The organism is Streptomyces sp. NPDC008313 (genome assembly GCF_042956125.1).
Taxonomy (GTDB): Bacteria; Actinomycetota; Actinomycetes; order Streptomycetales; family Streptomycetaceae; genus Streptomyces.
In genome coordinates this window covers 78,290-99,920 of sequence record NZ_JBIBFR010000020.1, presented here as the reverse complement: position 1 = coordinate 99,920, position 21,631 = coordinate 78,290, and the positions used below count along the sequence as shown (strand labels likewise).

General features: G+C 73.1%; 15 protein-coding genes. 9 read left to right on the top strand and 6 right to left on the bottom strand.

The window, feature by feature from the left end:
- The first annotated feature begins 6 nt into the window (after positions 1–6).
- A complete protein-coding gene (locus ACFY93_RS25320) occupies positions 7–750 on the top strand; it encodes an alpha/beta fold hydrolase (RefSeq protein ID WP_391363087.1) in 744 nt (247 codons plus the stop codon).
- 155 nt (positions 751–905) lie between these two features.
- Here the strand turns inward: ACFY93_RS25320 and ACFY93_RS25315 are convergent, their stop codons facing one another.
- The gene (locus ACFY93_RS25315) at positions 906–1,595 is read right to left on the bottom strand and encodes a hypothetical protein (RefSeq protein ID WP_391363085.1); all 690 of its coding nucleotides are present in this window, start codon (positions 1,593–1,595) and stop codon (positions 906–908) included.
- A 214-nt stretch (positions 1,596–1,809) separates the two neighbouring features.
- On the opposite strand from ACFY93_RS25315, the gene ACFY93_RS25310 reads away from it, so the two are divergent.
- Genes ACFY93_RS25310 through tsrT form a run of 3 tightly spaced genes read left to right on the top strand, consistent with a single transcriptional unit; the run spans position 1,810 to position 5,852 of the window.
- Positions 1,810–3,180, top strand: coding sequence for an acetyl-CoA carboxylase biotin carboxylase subunit family protein (locus tag ACFY93_RS25310; protein WP_391363083.1), 1,371 nt, complete (start codon positions 1,810–1,812; stop codon positions 3,178–3,180).
- On the top strand, positions 3,125–4,228 hold the full coding sequence (locus tag ACFY93_RS25305) for an EamA family transporter (RefSeq protein ID WP_391363082.1): 1,104 nt from the start codon (positions 3,125–3,127) through the stop codon (positions 4,226–4,228). The genes ACFY93_RS25310 and ACFY93_RS25305 overlap by 56 nt, the downstream gene beginning before the upstream one ends.
- Positions 4,137–5,852 (top strand): tryptophan 2-C-methyltransferase, encoded by a 1,716-nt coding sequence (gene tsrT / locus ACFY93_RS25300; protein ID WP_391363080.1) that lies wholly within the window; start codon positions 4,137–4,139, stop codon positions 5,850–5,852. The genes ACFY93_RS25305 and tsrT overlap by 92 nt, the downstream gene beginning before the upstream one ends.
- A gap of 102 nt (positions 5,853–5,954) precedes the next feature.
- Here tsrT and ACFY93_RS25295 read toward each other — a convergent pair whose 3' ends face one another.
- Positions 5,955–6,515 (bottom strand): DUF664 domain-containing protein, encoded by a 561-nt coding sequence (locus tag ACFY93_RS25295; protein WP_391363078.1) that lies wholly within the window; start codon positions 6,513–6,515, stop codon positions 5,955–5,957.
- Between the two features lie 107 nt (positions 6,516–6,622).
- Between ACFY93_RS25295 and ACFY93_RS25290 the strand changes: the two genes are divergently transcribed.
- Positions 6,623–7,804, top strand: coding sequence for an aminotransferase class I/II-fold pyridoxal phosphate-dependent enzyme (locus ACFY93_RS25290; protein ID WP_391363076.1), 1,182 nt, complete (start codon positions 6,623–6,625; stop codon positions 7,802–7,804).
- Between the two features lie 93 nt (positions 7,805–7,897).
- Here ACFY93_RS25290 and ACFY93_RS25285 read toward each other — a convergent pair whose 3' ends face one another.
- Positions 7,898–11,104, bottom strand: coding sequence for a TIM-barrel domain-containing protein (locus ACFY93_RS25285; protein WP_391363170.1), 3,207 nt, complete (start codon positions 11,102–11,104; stop codon positions 7,898–7,900).
- Between the two features lie 436 nt (positions 11,105–11,540).
- On the opposite strand from ACFY93_RS25285, the gene ACFY93_RS25280 reads away from it, so the two are divergent.
- From ACFY93_RS25280 to ACFY93_RS25270, 3 genes are all read left to right on the top strand, one after another.
- Positions 11,541–12,080, top strand: a complete 540-nt coding sequence (locus ACFY93_RS25280; RefSeq protein WP_391363075.1) for a SigE family RNA polymerase sigma factor — start codon at positions 11,541–11,543, stop codon at positions 12,078–12,080.
- Complete coding sequence (locus tag ACFY93_RS25275) at positions 12,077–12,901, top strand: hypothetical protein (protein ID WP_391363073.1); 825 nt, start codon at positions 12,077–12,079, stop codon at positions 12,899–12,901. The genes ACFY93_RS25280 and ACFY93_RS25275 overlap by 4 nt, the downstream gene beginning before the upstream one ends.
- Positions 12,902–13,126: 225 nt before the next feature.
- Positions 13,127–13,579 carry an iron chaperone gene (locus ACFY93_RS25270; RefSeq protein ID WP_391363071.1) on the top strand — a complete coding sequence of 151 codons (453 nt, stop codon included), beginning with the start codon at positions 13,127–13,129 and terminating at the stop codon, positions 13,577–13,579.
- A 102-nt stretch (positions 13,580–13,681) separates the two neighbouring features.
- Here the strand turns inward: ACFY93_RS25270 and ACFY93_RS25265 are convergent, their stop codons facing one another.
- The 3 genes from ACFY93_RS25265 to ACFY93_RS25255 all read right to left on the bottom strand — a co-directional run bounded on the left by ACFY93_RS25265 (position 13,682) and on the right by ACFY93_RS25255 (position 18,844).
- Positions 13,682–16,537, bottom strand: coding sequence for a LuxR C-terminal-related transcriptional regulator (locus ACFY93_RS25265; protein ID WP_391363068.1), 2,856 nt, complete (start codon positions 16,535–16,537; stop codon positions 13,682–13,684).
- A gap of 65 nt (positions 16,538–16,602) precedes the next feature.
- Positions 16,603–16,995, bottom strand: a complete 393-nt coding sequence (locus tag ACFY93_RS25260; protein WP_391363066.1) for a GNAT family N-acetyltransferase — start codon at positions 16,993–16,995, stop codon at positions 16,603–16,605.
- Between the two features lie 382 nt (positions 16,996–17,377).
- Positions 17,378–18,844, bottom strand: a complete 1,467-nt coding sequence (locus tag ACFY93_RS25255; protein WP_391363065.1) for a lipase family protein — start codon at positions 18,842–18,844, stop codon at positions 17,378–17,380.
- A gap of 454 nt (positions 18,845–19,298) precedes the next feature.
- On the opposite strand from ACFY93_RS25255, the gene ACFY93_RS25250 reads away from it, so the two are divergent.
- Positions 19,299–21,410, top strand: a complete 2,112-nt coding sequence (locus ACFY93_RS25250; protein ID WP_391363063.1) for a SpoIIE family protein phosphatase — start codon at positions 19,299–19,301, stop codon at positions 21,408–21,410.
- Positions 21,411–21,631: the final 221 nt, after the last annotated feature.

Here is a 21,631-nt window from a genome sequence, read left to right as displayed (position 1 = left end):
GGGCCCATGCGTCGTCGTTCCCCACGTCGGCTTCTCGGCATACTCGCGGCCGGCACGGTCGCGTTCACCCTGTTCTCCTCGGCGTCGACGGCCGTCGCGGCGGAGCCCGCGTCCACGGCCGCCTCCGCCGGGCGGCCGGCCGCCGCCGCTCAGCCCCTGTCGACCAGCACGCCGGTCGTCTTCGTCCACGGGTACACCGGCAACGCGTCCAACTGGACCACCGCCATGAGCGTCTTCCGGCTCAACGGCTGGTCCAGCTCGAACCTCTTCGCCTACGAGTACAACTCCTACGGGAACAACATCACCAACGCCCAGGGCCTCGCCACCTTTGTCAACAACGTGAAGGCGCGGACCGGGGCGAGCAAGGTCGCCATCGTCAACCACTCGATGGGCGGCCTCGTCAGCCAGTACTACCTGAAGGTGCTGGGCGGCAACAGCAGCGTGAGCCACCTCGCCTCGATCGCCGGCGCCAACCACGGAACCACGTACGCGGGCGCCTGTCTGATCTACACGACGTGCCAGCAGATGTATCCGGGGTCCTCGTTCATCTCCCAGATCTCCGCGGGCGACGAGACGCCGGGCAGCACCAGGTACGCCACCTGGTACTCGGCGTGCGACGGCATCATCCTCCCGTACACCAGCACCCGGCTGGACGGTGCGACGAACAACAACGTGCCCTGCCAGACGCACATCGGGTACCTGACGGACACGGTGGTACTGGGGCAGATCGCGCGCTTCGTCGCCTCCTGAACCACCGCCCGGCCGAACGGGCCCCGGGCCCCGGCCGGCCCACCCGGCTCCGCCCGGCCACCGGCCCGGCCCGCTCTCACCGCGGGCCGGGCCGGTGGGCCGCGCCGGTGGGGACGCGCCGGTGGTCACCGGGTGCGGCGGCTGTCCGCGCGCTCTCAGCGGCCGTCGGCGCGGCGGAACCAGCGACGCTTGGCGGCGGCCGGGGCGGCCGGTGCGGTGTTCGGCGCGGGGGCCGGGCGGGCGGATTCGTCCGGGCCCGCGAACGGGGGCAGTCGCCGGAACCTCTCGTCGAGGGTGACCGTGGGCGTGACCCGGTTCAGGGCGGCCCGTACGAGCGTGAGCGGGTGGTCGGGAAACCGCGTGTCCCAGTGCTCGTCGTCGCCCACGTGGTACGGCAGACCGCCGAACTGCCCGCCGGCCGCGTACGGGTGGGCCCGGAAGTACGCCTCCGGGCCCACCTCGGCCATCACCACGGCCTCCCGCGTCCCCGTCATCGCCCCTTCGGCGGCCTGCACCTTGAGCACCGTGCTGCACTTGTCCTTGGGGATGGTCCACGAGCCGAGGAACACCTGCCCGTGACCACCCGGCCGTGGCACCTTGATCAGCTGACGGACCGCCGCGACCCCGTGCACCGTGCCGGGCACCGCCTCGATGAGACCGCCTCCCCGCCCGCCCACATCGGCGGCGATCCGGGCCCGCAGCCGCTCGAACTCGTGCAGCGGAGCGGGCAGATCGGGGACAAGGGGAAAGAAGTGCACCGACAGCACGAGTCCCGTCGCGTCCGTCCACACACCGGGTTCGCGTTCGGTGAAGCCGGTCAGGTCCAGGCTTGTGATCGGTGTCATGGCGACATCATGCCGGGCCGGAGCGCCCGGCGGCCGACCGGAGTCCCCCGCCGTCTCGCGGCACGCCGTCCTGTCGGACCGGTGCCGGAACAATCATGGCCTGAACCAACGGGCGCGCCGCCGGGGCCTGTTGCGTGCGTCACCCTCCGTTCCTAGCCTGGGCGCGCAGCCCGCCGGAACATGGGGCTCGGGGGAGACAACAGGGGGAGAGACGTTGGCACGCGTTCTGCTGATCCATGCCAGGGCCGGGGCACCTCCGGAGTACACCATCCCGAAGGTCGCCGCCGCGGCCGAGGTCCACGTCCTGGCGGTGACACCGCTGTCGGTGTCGGCCCGGGCCGTGGCCGACACCTGCTGCGCCTCCGTCATCGACGTGTCCGGCAGCGGGCTGCGCGCCGGTGACCTGGTCGACCGCATCGTGACGACGGCACACCAGGTCGGGGCGGACGGGGTGCTCACGTTCTCCGAGTTCGCCGTGATCGCCGTGGCCGAGGCATGCCAGCGGCTCTCGCTGCCCGGCCCGGGCCCGCACGTACGACGCGCCCGGGACAAGCGGGCCATGCGCGTGGTCTGGGAGCGGGCCGGTGTTCCCGTCCCGAGGTGGCTGCCCGCCGACTCCGTCGACGACCTGCGGTCCGCGTGGAAGCGGCTCAGCCCTCCCCTGCTGCTGAAGTCGGCCTGGAGCGCCGCGGCCGTCGGACAGGTCGTCATCCGGGCCGAGGACGACCTGCGGACGGCCTGGGAGAGTTCCGTGGCGGCGCTGTCCGGCAGCAAGGACCAGTGGTTCTCCGAACTGCGCCCGTCCGCCGCCGGCTCACAGGCGGGCTCCGGTTTCCTCGTCGACGAGATCATTCCCTCGTCGATCCGCACCTGGTACGACGACGCCCGCTACGGCGACCACATCAGCGTCGAGGGTGTCGTCGTCGAAGGCCGCTACCACCCGGTGTGCATCACGTCGAAGGCCCCGACCACCCCGCCGTTCACCGAGCGCGCCAACTTCACCCCGTGCGCCCTCGCACCCGCCCTGCAGCGGAAGGTCGAGGAGATCGCGCGCCGCGCGGTCGACGCCCTGGAACTGGGCACCTGCGCGACGCACACCGAGATGAAGCTGCTCGACGGCGGGCGGGTGTGCATGCTGGAGACCGCCGCGCGCTTCGGCGGCGTGCTGCTCACCCGCGAGGTGGAGCACGTCCACGGCGTCGACATGATCGGCGCCTACACGCGGGCCGTCCTCGGTGAGGACCCGCGGCTGCCCGGCAGCATGCTCGTCGAACCGGACGCGCACGCCGCCGGGTCGGTGGCGCTGTACGCCGCCGACTCCCGCGGCCGGCCGTGGAGTTCGCTGCCCCCGTTCGTGCCGGAGCGGATCGACTGGCAGGCACTGCTCTCGCCGGGCACGAAGGCCGAGGTGTTCGACGGGCTCACCCTGCCCTCCGGCAGCCCCATGCCGCCGTACGACGCCGCCAACGGGTATCTGAACTCCGCGGGGCTGGTCTTCCTCACCGCGCCGGACCGGGAGACCCTCGTCCATGACGCCCACTCCGTCATGGACGGGCTGGAACATGCGCTCGGCCGAACGGCGTAGCGGCGGCGCGGCGGCCCCGGACCGGACCCTCGTGGCCGGGCTCACCGTCGCCACCCTCGCCCTGCTGACCGCCGGCTGGGTACTGTCCGGAGTCCTCGTCGCGGACGACGTCCCGCCCCTGACCGTCGCCACCGGCCGGGCCGCGGGAAGCACCTTCGCCCTGCTCGCCATCGCCCTCGCCACCACCCCGGCCCGGCAGGCCCTGGCCAGGACCGCGCGGCGCGGGCGCTCCGTGCTGCTGCTCGCCTTCCTCGGCTACTTCGTGTACTTCGCCGGCACCATGCTGGGCGTGCGGAGCATGGGTGCCTCGAACACCGGGCTCGTGGTGGCCCTGCTTCCCTGCGTGACCTTCGCCATCGGGATGGCCGCGTTCGGTGAGCGGTTCACCCGGCGCAAGGCCTGGGGCACCGCGGTCGCGGTCGCCGGCGCGTTCGGGTACGCCCTGGACGCGGCCTCCACCGACGGTACGAGCACCACCACCGACCTCCTCGTCGGCGGCGGGTGGACGCTGCTGGCCACCGCCACCTTCGCCCTCTACAACTACCTGTACCGGGAGGCACTCGGCGATCTGCCTCCGCTCGGTGCCCTGCCCGTCGTCTTCGCGGTGGCCACGGCGATGCTGCTGCCCGTGGCCGCCCTCACCGAGTCCATGGGCGACGTGTCCGCCCGGCAGTGGCTCGGGACCCTGCTCCTGGGCGCGGTGCTCACGGCACCCGTCTACGTCACCGCGCACGAACTGGTGCTGCGACGCGGTCCGATGTACATGGCCGCGCTGTCCCTGCTGGTGCCCCTGCTCGTGCGGATCACCGAATGGTCGCTGGGCAACGCCCCGGCCCTGGACGCCGCGGCCGTCCTGACCATGGCCGCGTGCCTGACCGGCGTGGCGATCACCATGCGCCCCGCCGCCCGCACCATCGAACGTGCCGGTCACAGCACGAGCGGTAACGGGAGGAAGCTTGAACACGCCGCTGGTCACACTGATCAACCCGAACAAGATCCACCCGCCCATCACCCCCTACGCCCTGGACATCCTGACGACGTCGCTTGAGGCGAGCGGATTCACCGTCGAGGTCGTCGACCTGACCTTCCGGCGCGAGGACTGGCACGTGGCCCTCCGGGAGTATTTCCGCGACAGACGGCCCCTGCTGGTGGGTGTCACCGTCCGCAACACCGACACCATCTACCCCCAGGAACAGCGCGTGTTCCTGGAGGAGCACCGCGAGATCATCCACGCGGTCCGCGCGCTGAGCGACGCGCCGGTCGTCGCGGGCGGCGTGGGATTCTCCTCCATGCCGTTCGCGCTGGTGGACTACTTCGGCATCGACTACGGCGTGAAGGGACCGGGTGAGCACATCATCTGCGACCTGGCCCGCGCCCTCGCCGACAGAACCGACCCCTCCCTCGTCCCCGGACTGCTCACCAACCGCGGGGCCGGCACGGTCGTACGCACCCCGCCGGCGGACGGCCCTCCGGCGCTCCTCGCCGCGGAACGGCCCGTCCTCGCCGCGGCGGGCTTCGGGGAGACGCGCGACTGGCAGGTCAACCGGGGCACCGCCTACCGACGGCGCGGCAGCGATCCGACGAAGGTCGACAACCTCGAGTACTACCGGCGCGGCGGGCTCGGCAACATCCTCACCAAGAACGGCTGCCCGTTCACCTGCTCGCACTGCGTCGAGCCGGACGCCAAGGGGAACCGCTTCGCACGCCGCGGGATCGAGGCCGTCGCCGACGAGATGGAAGCCCTGACCGCCCTGGGCGTGCACGATCTGCACACCACCGACAGCGAGTTCAACCTCGCCGTCGCCAACAGCAAGGCGCTGCTGCGGGAGATCGTCCGGCGCAAGGACCGGGACCACACCTCGCCGCTGCACCGCCTGCGTCTGTGGATCTACGCCCAGCCCGCGCCGTTCGACGAGGAACTGGCCGAACTCCTCGCCGCCGCCGGCTGCGCCGGGGTCAACCTCGCCCCCGACCACGTCCGTGACGATCTGCTCGACGGCTGGAAGGTCACCGGGAAGGGCACCCGCTTCTACACCTTCGACGACGTCGTCAACGCGGTCCGGCTCACGCACAAGTACCACATGCTGAGCATGGTGGAAGTGCTGCTGGGCATGCCCGGGGAGACCCGGGAGACGGTGCGGGAGTGCGTGGAGCGGACCATGGCCCTCGACGCCACGGTCGTCGGCTTCACCCTGGGCCTGCGCATCTTCCCGTACTCCCCGCTCGGCATGTGGTGCGCGGAGCGGAGCGCCGGACGCGTCCCCGTGCCGGGCGTGCAGTCCAACACGGCGACCGAGCCCATCGTCATCCGCACCGCCCGTCAGTGCTCCTCTCCGCTCGCGTACGAACGGCAGTTCATGTTCGAGGAGTCGGGCGCCATCCGTCCGCTCTACTACTTCTCCCCCGACCTGGACGAGGACGAGAGCACGCTCGGCGCCGCGAACGGGCGGTGGCTGCGGACGGTGGAGTTCCTCTGGGACCTCATACCCGAGCACGACGTGCCCCGCGTCATGCTGCCGACCGCGCCCGGGCTCACGGAGCACGACAACAACTACGCCGACAACCCGTTCCTGACGAGCCTGGTGCACCTCGGCTACAAGGGCGCCTTCTGGTCCCACTGGCGCGAACGCGACCAGATCATGCGCAAGGCGGCCCTGCGGGGCGCCGACTGACCGCTCGGGCGGCCCGCCCCGATCCGCCCGCCCGCCCCTCCATCGGACGCGCCCGTCGGCCGGGCCCGCCCGGCCGAGGGGCGGGGCCCGGCCCCGTCCGCGTCACTGACCCACCCGTCCGTCGACGCACTCGCGCAGCAGATCGGCGTGGCCGCAGTGCCGGGCGTACTCCTCGATCCGGTGCACCAGCAGCTCCCGGACCGAGATCCCGTCCTCGCCCAGACGCTCGCCCAGGTCCGGGTGCCCGGCCAGCGCGGCGTCCGTCGCGGCCTGCTCGCGCTCCAGATCCCCGTACGCGGCGTCGACCTGCGCCTGCTCGGCGACGGCTTCGTCGAAGTCCGCGTCGCGCCTGCCGTACAGCTTCGGCAGCGGTTCACCGTCACCGATCCAGTTGCGCCAGTCCCGCTCCACCTCGGCGAGGTGCCGGACCAGGCCGAGCAGCGACATCGTCGACGGCGGCACCGACCGCCGGGCCAGCTGCTCCGCGTCCAGCCCCTCGCACTTCATCCGCAGGGTCATGCGGTAGTTCGTCAGGTAGTCCCGCAGGGTCGCGAGTTCACCGTCCGGAGCGGCTCCCCCGCTCTCTCGGGGGTCCTCGCCCGGGTCGGCCCACATGTCGGGGTAGACGGTCGCCTGCGTCCATCGTGCGGGTCGCTCAGTCATGCGCCCCATCGTGCTCCACGCGGACCCCGCCGGTCATCCGATCCCGGTGATCTCCTCTCCGGTCGGGCCGGCCGCCGCCACGGCGTCGCTTCGTCTACGTTCTCCTCATGAGCAGCGAGAAGCGGAACCCCGTCGCGGTGGACGGTCCCCACCCTCTGGAGCAGCTCTCCCTCGAGCAGCTGCGGCGGCGTACGAGCATGAAGTGGCGGACGTATCCGGAGGACGTACTGCCCCTGTGGGTGGCCGAGATGGACGTCCGGCCGGCCGAGCCGGTCGCCCGGGCCCTCACCGACGCGGTGGCGCTCGGCGACACCGGGTATCCGGCCGGGACCGGGTACGCCGATGCGCTGGCCGGGTTCGCCCGCGAGCGGTGGGGCTGGGACGGGATCGCGGTGGAACGGACCGCGATCGTGCCCGATGTGATGATGGGCGCCGTCGAGATGCTCAAGCTCGTCTCCGGGCCGGACGACCCCGTGGTCGTCAACTGCCCGGTGTACCCGCCCTTCTACCAGTTCGTCTCGAGCCTGGGCCGTACCGTGGTCGAGGCGCCGCTGGACGAGGCCGGGCGGATCGACTTCGTGACCCTGGAGGACGCGTTCCGGCGGGCCGGGCGGCATGCCGAGCGCCCGGCGTATCTGCTGTGCAGCCCGCACAACCCGACCGGGACCGTGCACACCGCCGCCGAGCTCGCGCGGGTGGCCGAGCTGGCCGGGACGTACGGCGTCCGCGTGGTCGTGGACGAGATCCACGCCCCGGTCGTGTCGGCGGACGCCGCCTTCGTGCCGTATCTGAGCGTGCCCGGCGGGCAGAACGGGCTGTCGCTGATGTCGGCCTCCAAGGGGTGGAACCTCGCCGGTCTCAAGGCGGCCCTCGCGCTCGCCGGGCCGGACGCCGCCGCCGACCTCGCCCGTCTGCCCGAGGAGGTCGGTCACGGCTGCAGCCATCTCGGGGTCATCGCCCACACCGCCGCCCTGCGGGACGGGGGCGCGTGGCTCGACGCCGTGCTGGCCGGTCTCGACCGCAACCGGCGCCTCCTCGCGGGTCTGCTGGCCGAGCACCTGCCCGCCGTCCGGTACTCGCCCGCGCCGGGCACCTACCTGGCCTGGCTGGACTGCCGCGGCCTGGGTCTCGGCGACGACCCCGCCGACGTCTTCCTGCGCCGCGGCCGGGTCGCGCTGAACGCGGGCGCGGACTTCGGGACGGGTGGCGCGGGCTTCGTCCGTATGAACCTGGCGACCTCGTCCGCGCTGATCACCGAGGGGGTGCGCCGGATGGCCGCCGCCTCGTAGGACCGGATGCCCACGGCCTGGCAGGCGGGAAAGCCGCCGCGTTCGGCGGCGGCTTTCCCGCCTGCGTGGGCCTGGGTGGGCCTGCGTGGGCTCCTACTGGAAGGTGATGGTGACGGGGGCGTGCACGCTGCGCGCCGGGAGTTCGACGGTCAGCACCCCGGTGCTCCTGTCCCAGTGGTACGCGTCCGGGGAGAGGCGGGTTCCGGTGGCGCTCACCTTGGTGGGCGCGTGCGTCGCCCCGAGGAGGGAGAGCGTCCACCGGCGCTTGCCGACCTGTCCCCGGAACGACCCCTTCGTCCCGCTGATCGACACCGTGTGACGCGTGCCGCTCTCGCGGTACCGGACCGTGGTCGTGGCGCTGTGGTGCCGCCCCGTACCGACCCCGTCGTCCTCGTACAGGCGGTACGAGCCCGGCTTCCCGGCCGCGACGGTCAGCGTGACGCCGGTCAGCGGGTTGTGGTCGTGGGAGGACACATCCTGGGTCCGCGTCGGCAGGATGCCGCCGGCCTTGACGAACACCGGCATCGTGTCGAGGGTGGTGGTGACGTCCTGGGTGGTCCCTCCGGTGTAGGTCTTGCCGGTGAAGTAGTCGGTCCACCGGCCCGGCGGGAACCACACCGAGGTCGTGGCCGAGTTGCCCGGGCTGGTGACCGGGGCGACCAGCATGTCGGACCCGTAGAAGTACTCGCTGCCGGCGGTGGCGTACGCCTGCGCCTCGTCCGGGTACTCCAGGTAGGTGGGCCGGACGATCGGCACACCGGTGCGGTTGGCCTCCTCGGCGAGCGAGTAGGTGTACGGCACCAGGTTCTCGCGCAGGTTCAGGAACGCGTCGGCCGACTTGCGCGCCGCCGTGCCGTACTGCCAGGGCAGCCGGTCGCTGTGGTTGCTGTGCAGCCGGTCGATGGGCTGGAAGGTGCCGAACTGCACCCAGCGCGCGTACAGGTCGTCGGGCAGCTTGTGCGTGGTACGGGTCTGCCCGCCGTCGGTGTACTTCTCCGAACCGGTCAGCCCCGTCGTGTCGTTGTGCCCGCCGATGTCGTGGGTGATCGACGCCATCCCGGTCGCGGCGGACTCTCCCGGGGTGTAGCCGACCTCCATCTTGAGCACGCCCCAGGTGGAGGAGGTGTCACCGGTGAAGTGGACGGTGGAGCGCTTGTCCGCCCACGGCCCGGTCGGCAGCCCCGCCTGGCCGCTGTACCCGGCGGCCTGCAGTGAGCCGTAGGCGCGGGAGAGCACGAAGCCCCGGCCCTCGTTCCCGGCGGTCATGGCGGCGTACTGCTGGTTGATCCAGGCGTCCGGGGTCACACCGGGCATCGACGACTGGGAGGCGTCGCAGCACCAGTCGAGCCACCAGAAGTCGTTGCCCTGCTGGTCCATGGTGCGGTGCAGGTCCATGTACGCCCGGAGCTGGTCGGGGTCGCCGAAGTCGAAGACGTAGCAGTTGTCCTCGACGCCGGCGGCGCCGGCGCAACCGCCCCGCTTCAGCTTGCCCTTGGCGGTTTCCTGCGCTTTCGCGAACTGCGGGTCGGAGGCGAGGATGCTCGGGTGCACGTTGAGCGTGTTGTGCAGGCCCTGGGCGTCGGACCAGTCCTTGAAGAAGCCCGTGGGGTCCGGGAACCTCTTCTGGTCGATCTCCCAGCCGCTCCAGTTGTTGACGGCCTTGAAGTCCGTGTCGGTCACCAGCACGTCGAGCGGGACGCCCTCGGAGCGGAAGGCCGGAAGGATCTTCTTCTGGTAGTCCTCGGCCGTACGGTCGATGTACTCCGAGTACCAGACGCCGTAGGCCCACCGGGGCAGCAGCGCGGGCGGGCCGGTGAGCGTGGCCAGGTCGGTGAGGCCCTGCTTGTAGTCGTGGCCGTAGCCGAAGAGGTAACCGTCCTGGTAGGCACCGCCGTTGTGGTCCGGGCGCTGCCGGACCTTCTTCGTGGCGGTGTCGTACAGCGCCGACGGGGTGTCGTCGAGCAGGTACCAGCCGTCCTTGTTGAGCAGGCCGGGCGTGGTGACGGGGGCGGCGCCGCTGCCGGTCACGCCGTCCAGACCGCGGCGGTAGCCGCCGAGCGGGAGGTGCGGCGCGGGCGCGGGGTCGCCCGCGGCGGCCACGGAGACGGTGTCGGCGTTGATGTGGCAGCTCGCGTCGTCCGGGCAGCCGAGGGTGACGTCGTTCTCCCCCTTGCCGAGGCGGACCGGGACCGAGGCCGTCCGCCAGTCGTCCCAGCCGTCCGTCGCCGGGAACGCGAGCGTGGCGTGCGCGTCCCCGGCGGTGACGGAGGCGGTGCGGGTCCGGTGGCCGCCGTCGCTTCCGGTGCCGTTGGCGTAGCGCACCCGCAGGGTGTAGTCGCCGTCTGCGGGCACGCCCACCACGTGCGTGGTCAGGCTGGAGCCCTTGTCGAGCTCGGCGACGAAGCCGGTGCCCGCGTACCCGGTGTGGTCCGTGGCGCCGCCCGCCGAGCCGCCGAGCCGCCCGGCCTCCGCCTCGCAGCTCACGCCGGACAGGCAGTCCTTGATCGCGGTGGTGGACACGGACGGGTACGCGTCGCCGGGGCGGACCAGCGCCACGCTGTCGAGGTTGACATCACCGGAGTCCGATGCGGTCCGGGTGAGGGCGAGGGTGTGGTGGCCCGCGCCGAGCCCGACCTCGGCGGTGGCGAGCTTCCAGGCGTCCCAGCTGCCCGTGGTGGGCAGGGAGATCTTCTGCGGTGAGCCGCCGTCCACGGTCAGGGTCAGGGTGCGGGTCTCGTTCTTGCCGTCCCCGCCCACCGAGTTGGCGTACCGGAGGTCGAACCGGTAGGTCCCGGCCTCCTTGACATCGATGTCAGACGATGCCGAGGAGCCCGTCCCCTCGAAGCCCGCGGCGAACCCGACCCCGGTGTGGTCACGGTGGTCAGAGGCCACGGAGGCGCCGCTGAGCTGGAGGTCCTCCGCCTCGCACAGCGCACCGAGCGTGCACGTCAGACGGTTCCAGGGGGCCGCGGTGACCGGGGTGCCGCCCGCCGTCACGTCCACGGAGAGGTTGCTCGCCTCGAACGGGCCCGAGCCGACCCGGTACCGCAGGGTCACGGCACTGGTCCTGATGGTGAGCCAGCCGTCGGCGGTCCGTGAGGTGTAGGAGGCCGGGGTGAACCCGCCGCGCCCGATCGCGTTGAACGTCGGGTCGTCGGTGAACTTCCCGTCGGCGGCGTACTCGGTGCGGATCAGCGTCGGCGAGAGGACCTGGAAGCGGGCGTTCCCCGACGAGACGGTGGGGATCCGTTCGCCGGACGCGCTCGCGGCGTCCGCCGTCCCGGCCTGAGCCAGCGTCATGGCGGCGGTCACGGCGAGGGCGGCGGCGGCGCCCACATGCCGCGGTGGTCTGAGCCGACGCCCACCCGGTGTGACTGTCATGCGCAACTCCGTTCTCCTGTCGGCGGTTCGGCACACCGCGCGCGGCGGGCCGGGGCACCGGCGGCCGGGGTCTCCCTCGCGGCGGCGGCAAGGGGATGGCGCTGTTCACTCGGAGGGCGGTCCGGACACGTCGCCCGCGATTGCAACGTTAGAAAATCATGCCTCGTCATGAGAGCACGCCGCTTCGGGCGGTGTCCATAACAAGGCCGGTCCCGTTGTCGGGCCGCCGGGGCGGGCTCCCGTCACGGCCCTGGCTGCGAGGCCCTCGGCCGTGGGAGAGGATCTCCTCGAAGTCCGCGGGGGAGGCAACGGTCCGGCCGGTCCATGGACTCCTTCAGTTGTCCAGGAGGTGTCCATGGGGGACGGCAAGCAGGAGCGGGACGAGGAGTTCCGCACATTCATGGTCGGCAGATGGCCACGGCTCATGCGCACGGCCTTTCTCCTCACCGGGGAGAGGCACGCGGCCGAGGATCTGGTCCAGTCGACGCTGGAGCGGGTCTACACGGCGTGGCGCAAGGTGAGCGCGGCCGACGACCCGGAGGCGTACGTACGGCGCGTCATGATCAACACTCATGCCCGCAGGCACCGGAGACGCCTGAAGGAGTTTCTCGCGCCGAGCAACGACTCGGGGCTGGTGCGCGAGGAGGCCGACAGCGAGGACGGGATCGCTCGGGCCGACGACCGGGGCGCCCTGCTCGACGCGCTGGCCCGGCTGCCCGCACGTCAGCGGGAGGCGGTGGTCCTGCGCTACTGGGAGGACCTGACGGAGACGCAGACGGCGCGGGCCATGGGCTGCTCGGTCGGCACGGTCAAGAGCAACACGGCCAAGGGGATAGCGAAGCTGCGCGCCGTACCGGCGCTGACGGACACCGTTACGCGGGGAGGACGGGCATGACGGGCACGGAGCAGGAGCGTCACGACAGGGCGGGGGCCGCGCTCACCGCCCTCCTCGCACAGGCCGCGGGCGAGTTCGACGTGGGCGTCGCCCCCGTCGAGGCGGTCGTCCGCGGCGGCCGTCGGCGCAGGGCACGCAGGTGGGCGGTGACGGCGGCCGCCGCCCTGGTGCTCGCGGGAGGAACGGGAGCGCTGGCGGTGACCGGCCTGTCCGGCACGGACGACTCCGCCGCCCCCGCGAAGCCGGCCCCGAAGGACATGGCCCTCGTGGACGAGCCGCAGATCTCCCACGTGGGCTGGGGGCGTCGCGACGGTGTGGAGTGGGGCGTCAACGTGCAGGTGTGGCGTGCCCCGCGCGACAGGAGCGAGGCCGTCCGGCAGATGAAGGCCATGGCGGACTGGGGACTGGTGCCGGCGACCACGGGCAGCCCTTCCGACCTGATCGGCAGGAAGAGCTACTTCGTCGTCCGTGGCTGGGGTGATCCCGGCGACGATCTGACGATGCGACTGGTCGAGTTCGACACGGTCGGCGAGCCGTCCCGGCCGGAGGGGGACGACATCCGCGTCGTCCCCCAGCCCCTGAAGGCGGAGAAGGGTCCCCTCCGCCTGGTCATCGGCACGGTCGCCACGACGGCGGAACAGGTCGCCTGCCACTGGAAGGACGGCAGCACGACCCTGGCCGACCGCGCCCCCGACAACTCCGCGCTCCATCCCACGGACGACGCCGTGATCCGGTCCGTCCACGGCTACCCCACGGCGAACTGGTTCGTCTGCGTGGCGCCGGGATCCACCACCTACGAGTCCGCGGAGGTGACGAAGTAGCGGGCTGCCGCCAGGGCCGTACGGTGTCAGGAGAGCGGTCCTCGGAGCGGGCTCGGTGGTGCTTACTCAGTGGTGCTTACTCAGTGGTGCGTACTCAGTGGTGCTTTCCGTGGTCGGCACGGAGGCGGGCCGTGCCCCGGCCGGGGGAGGCTGTGATCACAGAGCAGAACTCGGGTCCGGCCGGACGGACGGGCCCGAGGACGGCCCACGACCACGGGAGTGACGATGAGCGGTGCCGGAAGCAGCACGTACGAGGGATTCACGGCCGACGAGCGGGCCGCGATGAAGGAGCACGCCCAGGAGCAGAAGAAGGCGGCGCGCCGCGGCTCCCGTGCGGACAAGGCGGCGGAGGCCGAGCGGGACGTGCTCGCGAAGATCGCCGAGATGGAGGGCTCCGACCGGATCATGGCCGAGCGCGTCCACGCCGTCGTGACGGCCGGCGCCCCGTGCCTGGCGCCGAAGCTCTGGTACGGGATGCCCGCCTACGCCCTCGACGGCAAGGTGGTCTGCTTCTTCCAGAGCGCGGCGAAGTTCAAGGCGCGCTACGCGACGCTCGGGTTCAACGACCCGGCCCAGCTCGACGACGGGTCGATGTGGGCGACCGCCTTCGCCCTGACCGAGGTGACGGCCGAGGTGGAGGAGCGCATCGCCGCGCTGGTGAAGCGGGCGGTGGGATGAGGGCGGACGCGCGGTGACGGGGCGGGGCGGCGGCAGGCGGTGGGCGGCGGGGCGGGGCGCGCGCCGTCGGTGCCTCCGCCCCGCCGGGCGTTCCCGGCGCCGCTACCGGGCCGTCCGCGGTGCGAGGCCCAGGCCGGCCAGGGCCGACCCGCCGAGGCCGGCGTGCTCGCCTCCGGCGAGCGACAGGGTGCGCGCCGACTGGTAGGGGCAGCCCGCCGCGTCGAACGCCGCGGCGGCGGCGAGTTGCCGCGGCAGGTCGCCGTCGAGCAGCGCCTCGGCGCGGTCCACCTGGGCGGTGGCGACCGGATTGCCGGCGACCACGGTACGGGCGGCGCCGATCCGGGCGCGTGCGTCGGGGTGCCCCGCGAGCACCGCCGCCTCCGCCCTGAGGGCCACGTACCAGTGCAGCCAGACCCAGCACACCCACTTCCACACCTGCTCCGGTTCGGGCCGGACGCGCTCCAGTGCCGCGTCCGCGTCCCCGTGATGGAGCAGGACCGTGGCCTCGCAGACCGCGCCGTAGCCGTACCGGTGCTGCGGCGCCGTGTCGGCCCGGTCGACGATCCCGAGCCAGGCGGCCCGGGCGTCCTGGTCGCCGCGCAGGCCGTGGACCATGGCGACCGAGGCCGCCGCGGCGCCGAGGGAGAGCGACTGCCGATGGGCACTGTGCTCCCACGCGTCGCGGAACGTGGCGCTGCGGGTGAGTACGTCGTCGGCGTGGCCGGCGAACGCGTCCGCTACCAGGATCCAGGAGCCGGCGTGGTGGGCCGCCTCGGCGAGCAGCGGATGGCTTGCGAGCTGCCTGCCCCAGTGCCGGGCCTGCGGCAGTTCGCCCACGCCGAGCGCGGTTCCGGCGGCCATGGCGAGGGCGTCCATCGACTCGTGCGCACCGGCCGGCGTGTGCGGAGCGGAGCGCAGGACGTCGATCCGGCGCCGGGCGGCCCGGGCGGCGGCGTGGGACTGACCGGCCCAGCTGCGGGCGCCGGAGAGCGCGTCGAGAGCGGCGGACTCGGCCACCGGGTCGCCCGCGTGCCGGGCGAGTGCGACCGCTTCCTCGGCCCGCTCGATCGTCCGGTGCGCACTGTTCTCCGCGTCGCCCTGCAGCGCGCCGTAGGCGTCCGCGACCACCGCCGCCTCCGCGAGCACCAGGGCCGCCTCGGCCTCGGGGGCGCCGCCGGACAGCTCGCGCGCCTCCACGAGCATGGCCTTCACCTCGTCGACGGGCGGAAGGCTCCTGAACGAGGTGGAGAAGCGGTACGCGCTGGTGGCGGCGGCCGCCAGGTCGCGGGCCGCGCCGCGGGGGTCCCCGGCCCGGAGCGCGGCCCGGCCGGCGGCGCGGTGCAGCCGGAACATGTCGTCGCCGAGCCTGCGGCATCCGGCCACGGCGGCGGCCTGCCGCAGCGCCGCCGCGCAGGAGGCCTCATCGGCTTCGCCGGCCTCTCTTGCTTCGCCTGCCGCCCTTGCTTCGCCGGCTTCACCGGCTTCACCGGCGAGGCGGACCGCCTGCTCGTAGCGTTGCTGGGACTCGCCGAGCAGGTTCCGGGAGAAGGCCAACTCCGCCAGAGTCAGCGCGAGTCGGCGGGCTTCCACGCGCCGCTCCGGACAGCCGGCGGCCCAGGTGAGGGCGTCCCTCAGGTCGTCGGCCACGGCGTCGAAGCGGGCACGCCAGTCCGCGCCGGAGGCCGGTCCGAGAGCGGAGGCACCCGTCGAGCACCACCGCAGGTGGCGGGAGCGGACGTCGGTCAACTCGCCCGCCTCGGTAAGCCGTTCGGCCCCGTACTGCCGGATGGTCTCCAGCGCCTGGTAGCGGGTGCCGGTCGCCGAGGGGGTGACGGCGAGCAGGCTCTGCTCGGCCAGTCGGCCGAGTCCGTCGACGACCGCGGCCGGATCGAGCGGCGCGAATCCGGCGACCTCCGCGGCGGCGTCGGCGGTGAACGGCGCGACGAACACGGCGAGTCGACGCAGCAGCGCCTGGTCCTCCGGTTCCAGCAGGTCGTGGCTCCAGTCCAGCACGGCCCGTACCGACCGGTGCCGGTCGTCGGCGCGGGGTCCGCCGGTGAGGATCCGCAGCTGGTCGACTAGGCCGGCCGCGAGACCGTCCAGTCCGAGCGTGGACCACCGTGCCGCCGCCAGTTCGATCGCCAGCGCCATGCCGCCGAGCCGTTCGCAGATGGCGACTACGCCCTCACCGGCGGCCGGGCCCGGAGGATGGCCGACGGTCGCCGCCCGGTCCATGAACAGGGCCACCGCCTCCGACTCGTCGCCGCCGTCCCGCGACAGCGGCGGGAGGGGGAGGGCCCGCTCGAAGGGCACCATCAGTCGGGCGCGGCTCGTCACGAGCACGCACAGTTCCGGGCAGGCCGCGAGCAGCCGCTCCAGGAACGGCGCGACCCCGTCGCGTACCCGCTCGCAGTTGTCCAGCACCAGCAGGGCCCGGTGATCCGCCAGCGCGGCCAGCACCGCGTCGTCGATGCCGTGCCCCGGCTGCTCGCCCACTCCCACGGCCGCCGCGACCGCCGCCCCCACCCGGCCCGGCTCGGTGACGGGGACCAGGTCGACGAACCACACCCCGCCGGGGAAGGCGTCGACCACGTCCGCCGCCACCTCCAGGGCGAGGCGCGTCTTGCCCACCCCGCCCGGTCCGACCACGGTCACGAGCCGGTGGGTCTTCACGGCGCCGGACAGTTCCGCGCGCTCCCGCCCCCGGCCGATGAACGCCGTCAGCGGCGCCGGCAGGACGGGGGCCGGGCGCATCTGCCCGGCGGGGGCGGAGTCGGCCGCGTGCCGGGCGAGCGCCCGCCTGTCCGGCAGTTGGAGCTTGCGCAGCAACGAGGAGACGTGGGACTCGACGGTACGCACGGAGATCACCAGCCGCGCGGCGATCTCCGCGTTGCTGAGGTGCTCCCCGAGCAGCGCGAGTACTTCCGACTCCCTGGACGAGATCACTGGGCTGGACACCGGCCCATTATCCGTTGCCGCCGGCGGGCGGTCGCCCCGGGCCCTCACGAAGGCGGCGGCCCCGCTCACGGCACGGCGCCGGGTCCCCTTCGCCGGGCGGAGTGCGCAGCGTCCGCAGCGGGCGTTCTGAACGGCCCGCGCCGGCCCGGTCGTTCCTGCGCCAGCTTCTTGTACATGTGGACGTCCTCGGCACCGCCCGGGATCCCGAGGGTCCTGCCGGTCTCGACGTATCCGTGGCCCTGGTAGAACGCCGGTGCCTGGAAGGTGAACGACGAGACGCACGCGCGGTCGCAGCCTCGCCGGCGTGCCTCCTCCTCCGCGGCGAGCAGGAGCCTGCTCCCCCAGCCGGCCCCGCGGTCCCCCTCCCTGACCCACAGCATCTGGATGCCGAGCAGCCCGCCCCAGGTCCAGGCGGACAGTCCGCCGACGAGTTCGCCCGCGTCGTCCAGAACCTTCACGGACAGCGCCCCCTGGTCGGAGGCCGTGGTGCCGGTGGCGGGGAAGTTGACCTCTCGTCCAGGCCACGGCTCAGGCGCTCGTCGAGTCCGCAGTCGCGATGCCCGACGCTCAGCCTCGCACTGATGTGATCACGTTCCATGCCGAGGAGTCTCACACGGCCGGCGGCCGAGGCCGTCCGACGGCTGGGCAGCGGGCCGGCCGGACCGGACGGTGAGCGGGCCGCGCGTCACGGCGGGCGGTTCGTCGGCGGGGTTGCTGCGGCCGCTCGCCGCGATGCTCGACGACTGGTCACGACAGGTGGAGTGACGACGGCCGGACCCGGTGAGCCGATGAGCCGGTGAGCCCGGGGTGGGAGTCGGGTCCGGGAGGTCGCGCGTCCGGTCAGGGTTGCAGGGGCATCGACCAGCAGTTGGAGGTGGTCTTCTCGCCGGACAGGCGGTCGGTCAGCCAGGCGACGGCGTCGCCCTGGTCGGTGAGGAGCGGCACCAGGTGGTTGGTGAGGAGTCCGTCGCCGAGGTTGGGCAGCGTGACGGCGTGGTAGGTGACGTCGACGCCCTTGCGGCACCAGTCGACGGCGAGTTGGCGTGCCTGGGCGTGCGGGACGATGTCGTCCTGGACGCCGGTCGCCAGCCGGACCGGGGTGGTCGGCTTCAGCCTTCCGATGCGCTGGGCGTCGAGCACCCTCTGCAGTTCCGGCTCGCTCTTGACGATGTCGGTGAGGGACTTTCCGCTGGTGGTCCAGGCCGTGCTCTTCCTGAAGGCGTATCCGAAGATCGCGTCGCCGACGCACATGGTGGACAGGTCCTTCATGGCGGCCCTGCCGGCGGCGTTGATGTGGGCGTCCGCGAGGGGCCGCAGTTCGGGGTCGGACTGGAGGAAGCCGTTGAGCGACCAGCCCAGGGCGCCTTCCAGGGCGCTGCCGTCGATGCCCTTGACGACCTCGGTCAGGTCGGCCGGGGGTGCGCCGACGTAGGCGCCGGCGAGCTTGAGCTCGGGGGCGTACGTAGGCTGCAGCTCGGCGGCCGACGCGCCGGCCCCGCCGCCCTCGCTGTAGCCGAAGAGGCCGACGGGCGAGGCGGAGGTGACGGACGCCCCGGTGACCGTACGGGCCGCGCGGGCCGCGTCCAGCAGGGCGTGGCCGCCGTCGAGCCGGTTGACGTAGGTGTGGAGGCGGTCGGTGGCGCCGAGTCCGACGTAGTCGGTGACGACCACGGCGGCCCCGGAGGCGAGGAGACGGTAGACGGCCAGGTCCTCGTAGCCGACGGACATCGTGTCGCCGTTGACCACGATCGGGTGCTCCAGCCCCAGGGAGGCGGCGCACTGGTCGCCCTGCCCCATGGTTCCGGGTGCCACGGCCACCAGCGGGCGCGGCCCACTGCCCTTCCAGGCGGCCGAGGGCTCGATGTAGGCGCCGGTCACCGCGACGGGTCGCCCGTTCGAGTCGGTGGACTTGTACATCAGGCGGGTCGCGGAGCCGGGCAGCGGGCGGCCGTCGAGGCCGGGCAGGCTCAGGGCCAGCGGCAGTGGTTCGGTCCGTATCAGGGTGCCGTCCGCCGAGGGGAGGGCGGTGGGCGGAGTGTAGAAGTCGGGGACGGTCGTGCCCCGGGAGACGACGTCCGCGGCGGTGGCGCCGGTGGCGGCGAGGCCCTGCGCGGTCAGGCAGGCCAGGGCCACGAGCGCGGTGGTCAGGAGACGGCCGCCGGGGTGCGGCGTGCTCCCGCGGCGTGCGGGGCCGCAAGCCGTGCCTCCCCGCGGGGCGGGGCCGCGAGTCGGGGCTCCCTCGGGGGCGGGGTCCTCAGCGGCTGCCGGCTCCGGCTGGTCGGTGGCGCGGGCGGGTCGGTTCGTCATGCGGCTCACTCCCTGCTTCGTCGAAAGGCGTGGTCGTGCGGTCGGCGGCGCTGCGGCGTGGCCGGAAGGCGCCGCGGCCGTGCCGGGCGCGGGGCGGCCGCCGTGGGGCATGAGGGCTTCGCACCGGTCGGCACGAGCGGCGCGCGAGGGAACGCGGAGCGGACGGCAGAGGCGTCCGGCGTGCGGCCGCACGCCCGGTGAAGCCCTTCCCGGCCTAACTTACTTACTCGTCAGTCACCTCCGTGAGAGTAGAGCCGCTGTCACCGCGTGACAAGGTGTCCGCGACAGGGCACCGCGGACCCCGGCGCACCCGCGACGTCCGCCCGAAGCGCAGCCGCCCGACGTCCCTCCGCCGCCGTGATCCCCCTCCTCGTCCGGGGCCGGGCGGCGACAGGAGGGCGCGCCCATACTGAAGGGGACGACGGCCCGCGGCGGGGCCGGGAGCGGACGCGAGATGGACCGGATGCCCTTCGAGGAAGTGACCAGCGCCGCCCGGGACGCCGGGGGCTGGCTGGGCGACCTTCGCGTGGCCGTGGTGGCCACGAGCGCCGACGGAAGGATCGTGCGCTGGGACCACACGGCGCAGGACCTGCTGGGCTACACCTCCCGCGAGGTGGTGGGCCGGCACATCGCCGAACTGCTGCACCCCGGCGCCGACCGCGGCCTGGGCCGGTCGCTGTGGGAGAGCGCGGCCCGGGGCTGCGGAGTGACCGGTACGGTGACGGCCTGGCACCGTGACGGGCATCCCATGGAGCTGGAGATCTGGGCGGCACCGGTACCGGCCCGGCGCCACGGCGGCACCACCGTGCTGGTCTTCGCCGCCGACGCGTACGCCGCCCGGCACATCCGGGGCTCCTCCGCGGTCTGGGACGGGCTGTTCGCCCGCTCCCCGGTCGGGATCGCCGTGTTCGACGAGCAACTGCGGTTCCTGCGTGTCAACCCCGCCCTGGAGGCCATGAACGGCATGCCGCAGGCCGCCCACGTGGGACGCCGCCTCGTGCAGCTGCTGCCCGGCGTGAACGCGGCGGCCATGGAAGCCCTCATGCGCGAGGTGCTGGCCACCGGGGTCCCCCACCTCGACTTCCGCCGTACGGGCCGCACTCCGGCGGACCCGGACCACGACCGTGTCTGGTCCTGCTCCTGGGTGCGGATCGAGGATCCCGACGGCAGACCGATCGGCCTGACGGCGACCTTCATCGACATCACCGCGCAGCAGCAGGCGCAGATGGAGGCCGAGGTGGGGCGCCGCCGCCTCGCCCTGATCAACGAGGCCAGTCTGAAGATCGGCACCACCCTGGACCTGGAACGCACCGCCCAGGAGCTCGCGGACGTCGCCGTCCCGGACCTCGCCGACTGCGTCACCGTCGACGTACTGGACACGCTCACCACCGGCGATCCCATCGGGTCCGGACTGGTGGGCGGCGCCGGACTGCGCCGTCTGGGGAAGTCCCCGCTGACCGGGTCACCCGTCTCGGACGTCCTCGCCCCGCTCGGCCGCACCATGACGTTCCCCGCCGGCGCCCCCTACACGCGGGCCCTGACCGACCGCACCCCGTACGTCCTCGCCCGGTTCGACGCCGAGTCCGTCGCCTCGGCCGTCCGCCACTCCGCCGCGCCCGCGAAGCTTCTGGAGACCGGCGTGCACTCCTTCATGATGGTGCCGCTCCTCGCCCGTGGCGTCGTGCTGGGGCTGGCCACCTTCTACCGCCACGGCACCCCCGGACCGTTCACCGACGGCGACGTCAACCTCGCCGGTGAACTCGCCGCCCGCGCCGCCGTCTGCGTGGACAACGCCCGCCTCTACCACCGCGAGCACGACACCGCCCTCATCCTGCAGCGGAGCATGCTGCCCCAGCACGTCACCCCGCCCCCGGGCATCGAGGTCGCGCACCGCTACCTGCCGGCCGGTGACGTCAACGAGGTCGGCGGCGACTGGTACGACGTGATCCGCCTTGAGGACGGCAGGGCCGCGCTCGCCATCGGGGACGTCATGGGGCACGGCACCCAGGCCGCGGCCGTCATGGGGCGGCTGTCGGCCAGTGTCCGGGCACTCGCCCGGCTCAGCCTGAGCCCGGAGGACCTGCTGCACCAGCTGGACGCGGCCCTCGACGACCTCGCCGAACCCACGCTCGCCACGTTCCTCTACATCGTCGTCGACTGCCGGACCGGAGAGTGCCGCATGACCCGCGCCGGCCACCCCCCGCCGGCGCTGGTCCTGCCCGACGGCACGGTCCGTCTTCTCCACGCGTCACCCGGAGCCCCGCTGGGCGTCGGCGGAACACGCTTCGTCACCACCGGATTCACCCTCCCGCGAGGCGGCCTGCTCGTCCTGTACACCGACGGGCTCGTAGAGGCGCGCGGGAGCGACATCGACGACCGTCTCGCCGAACTCACCCACCTCCTCGCCCGCCCCGCCCCCTCGCTGGACGCGCTGTGCGACAGCCTCCTCAGCCACCTGGTGCCCGCCTCCGCCGACGACGACATCGCGCTCCTCGCGGCACGGCTCACGGACGGAACCTCGACACCGCCGGACCAAGTGACACCGCAGGATCGCGGCGTGGCCTGAACCCGACGGCGTCGGCGTCGCACCGGTATGTGGAGTGGCGTTTCGGCCCGCCCGACTCGTAGTGCTCAGCCAGAAGCTAGGCCTCAACCTGCGCATCGTCAGCGAGGGCGTACGGACGGCCCGCGCCTGCTCCACCTGACCGTCGCCGCGACCGGACAGGCGCTCCACACCGACCCCACGGTCGGCCTCGACGGATCCCCGGTCACGGGCGGCGGAAAAGG

Coding starts and splice junctions, on each gene's coding strand:
- ACFY93_RS25295 (WP_391363078.1), bottom strand. CDS start 6,515: ATGACTGAGCGACCCGCACGATGGACGCAGGCGACCGTCTACCCCGAC.
- ACFY93_RS25315 (WP_391363085.1), bottom strand. CDS start 1,595: ATGACACCGATCACAAGCCTGGACCTGACCGGCTTCACCGAACGCGAA.
- ACFY93_RS25255 (WP_391363065.1), bottom strand. CDS start 18,844: ATGACGAACCGACCCGCCCGCGCCACCGACCAGCCGGAGCCGGCAGCC.
- ACFY93_RS25270 (WP_391363071.1), top strand. CDS start 13,127: ATGAGCGGTGCCGGAAGCAGCACGTACGAGGGATTCACGGCCGACGAG.
- ACFY93_RS25290 (WP_391363076.1), top strand. CDS start 6,623: ATGAGCAGCGAGAAGCGGAACCCCGTCGCGGTGGACGGTCCCCACCCT.
- ACFY93_RS25320 (WP_391363087.1), top strand. CDS start 7: ATGCGTCGTCGTTCCCCACGTCGGCTTCTCGGCATACTCGCGGCCGGC.
- ACFY93_RS25250 (WP_391363063.1), top strand. CDS start 19,299: ATGGACCGGATGCCCTTCGAGGAAGTGACCAGCGCCGCCCGGGACGCC.
- ACFY93_RS25305 (WP_391363082.1), top strand. CDS start 3,125: ATGACGCCCACTCCGTCATGGACGGGCTGGAACATGCGCTCGGCCGAA.
- ACFY93_RS25280 (WP_391363075.1), top strand. CDS start 11,541: ATGGGGGACGGCAAGCAGGAGCGGGACGAGGAGTTCCGCACATTCATG.
- ACFY93_RS25285 (WP_391363170.1), bottom strand. CDS start 11,104: ATGACGCTGGCTCAGGCCGGGACGGCGGACGCCGCGAGCGCGTCCGGC.
- ACFY93_RS25275 (WP_391363073.1), top strand. CDS start 12,077: ATGACGGGCACGGAGCAGGAGCGTCACGACAGGGCGGGGGCCGCGCTC.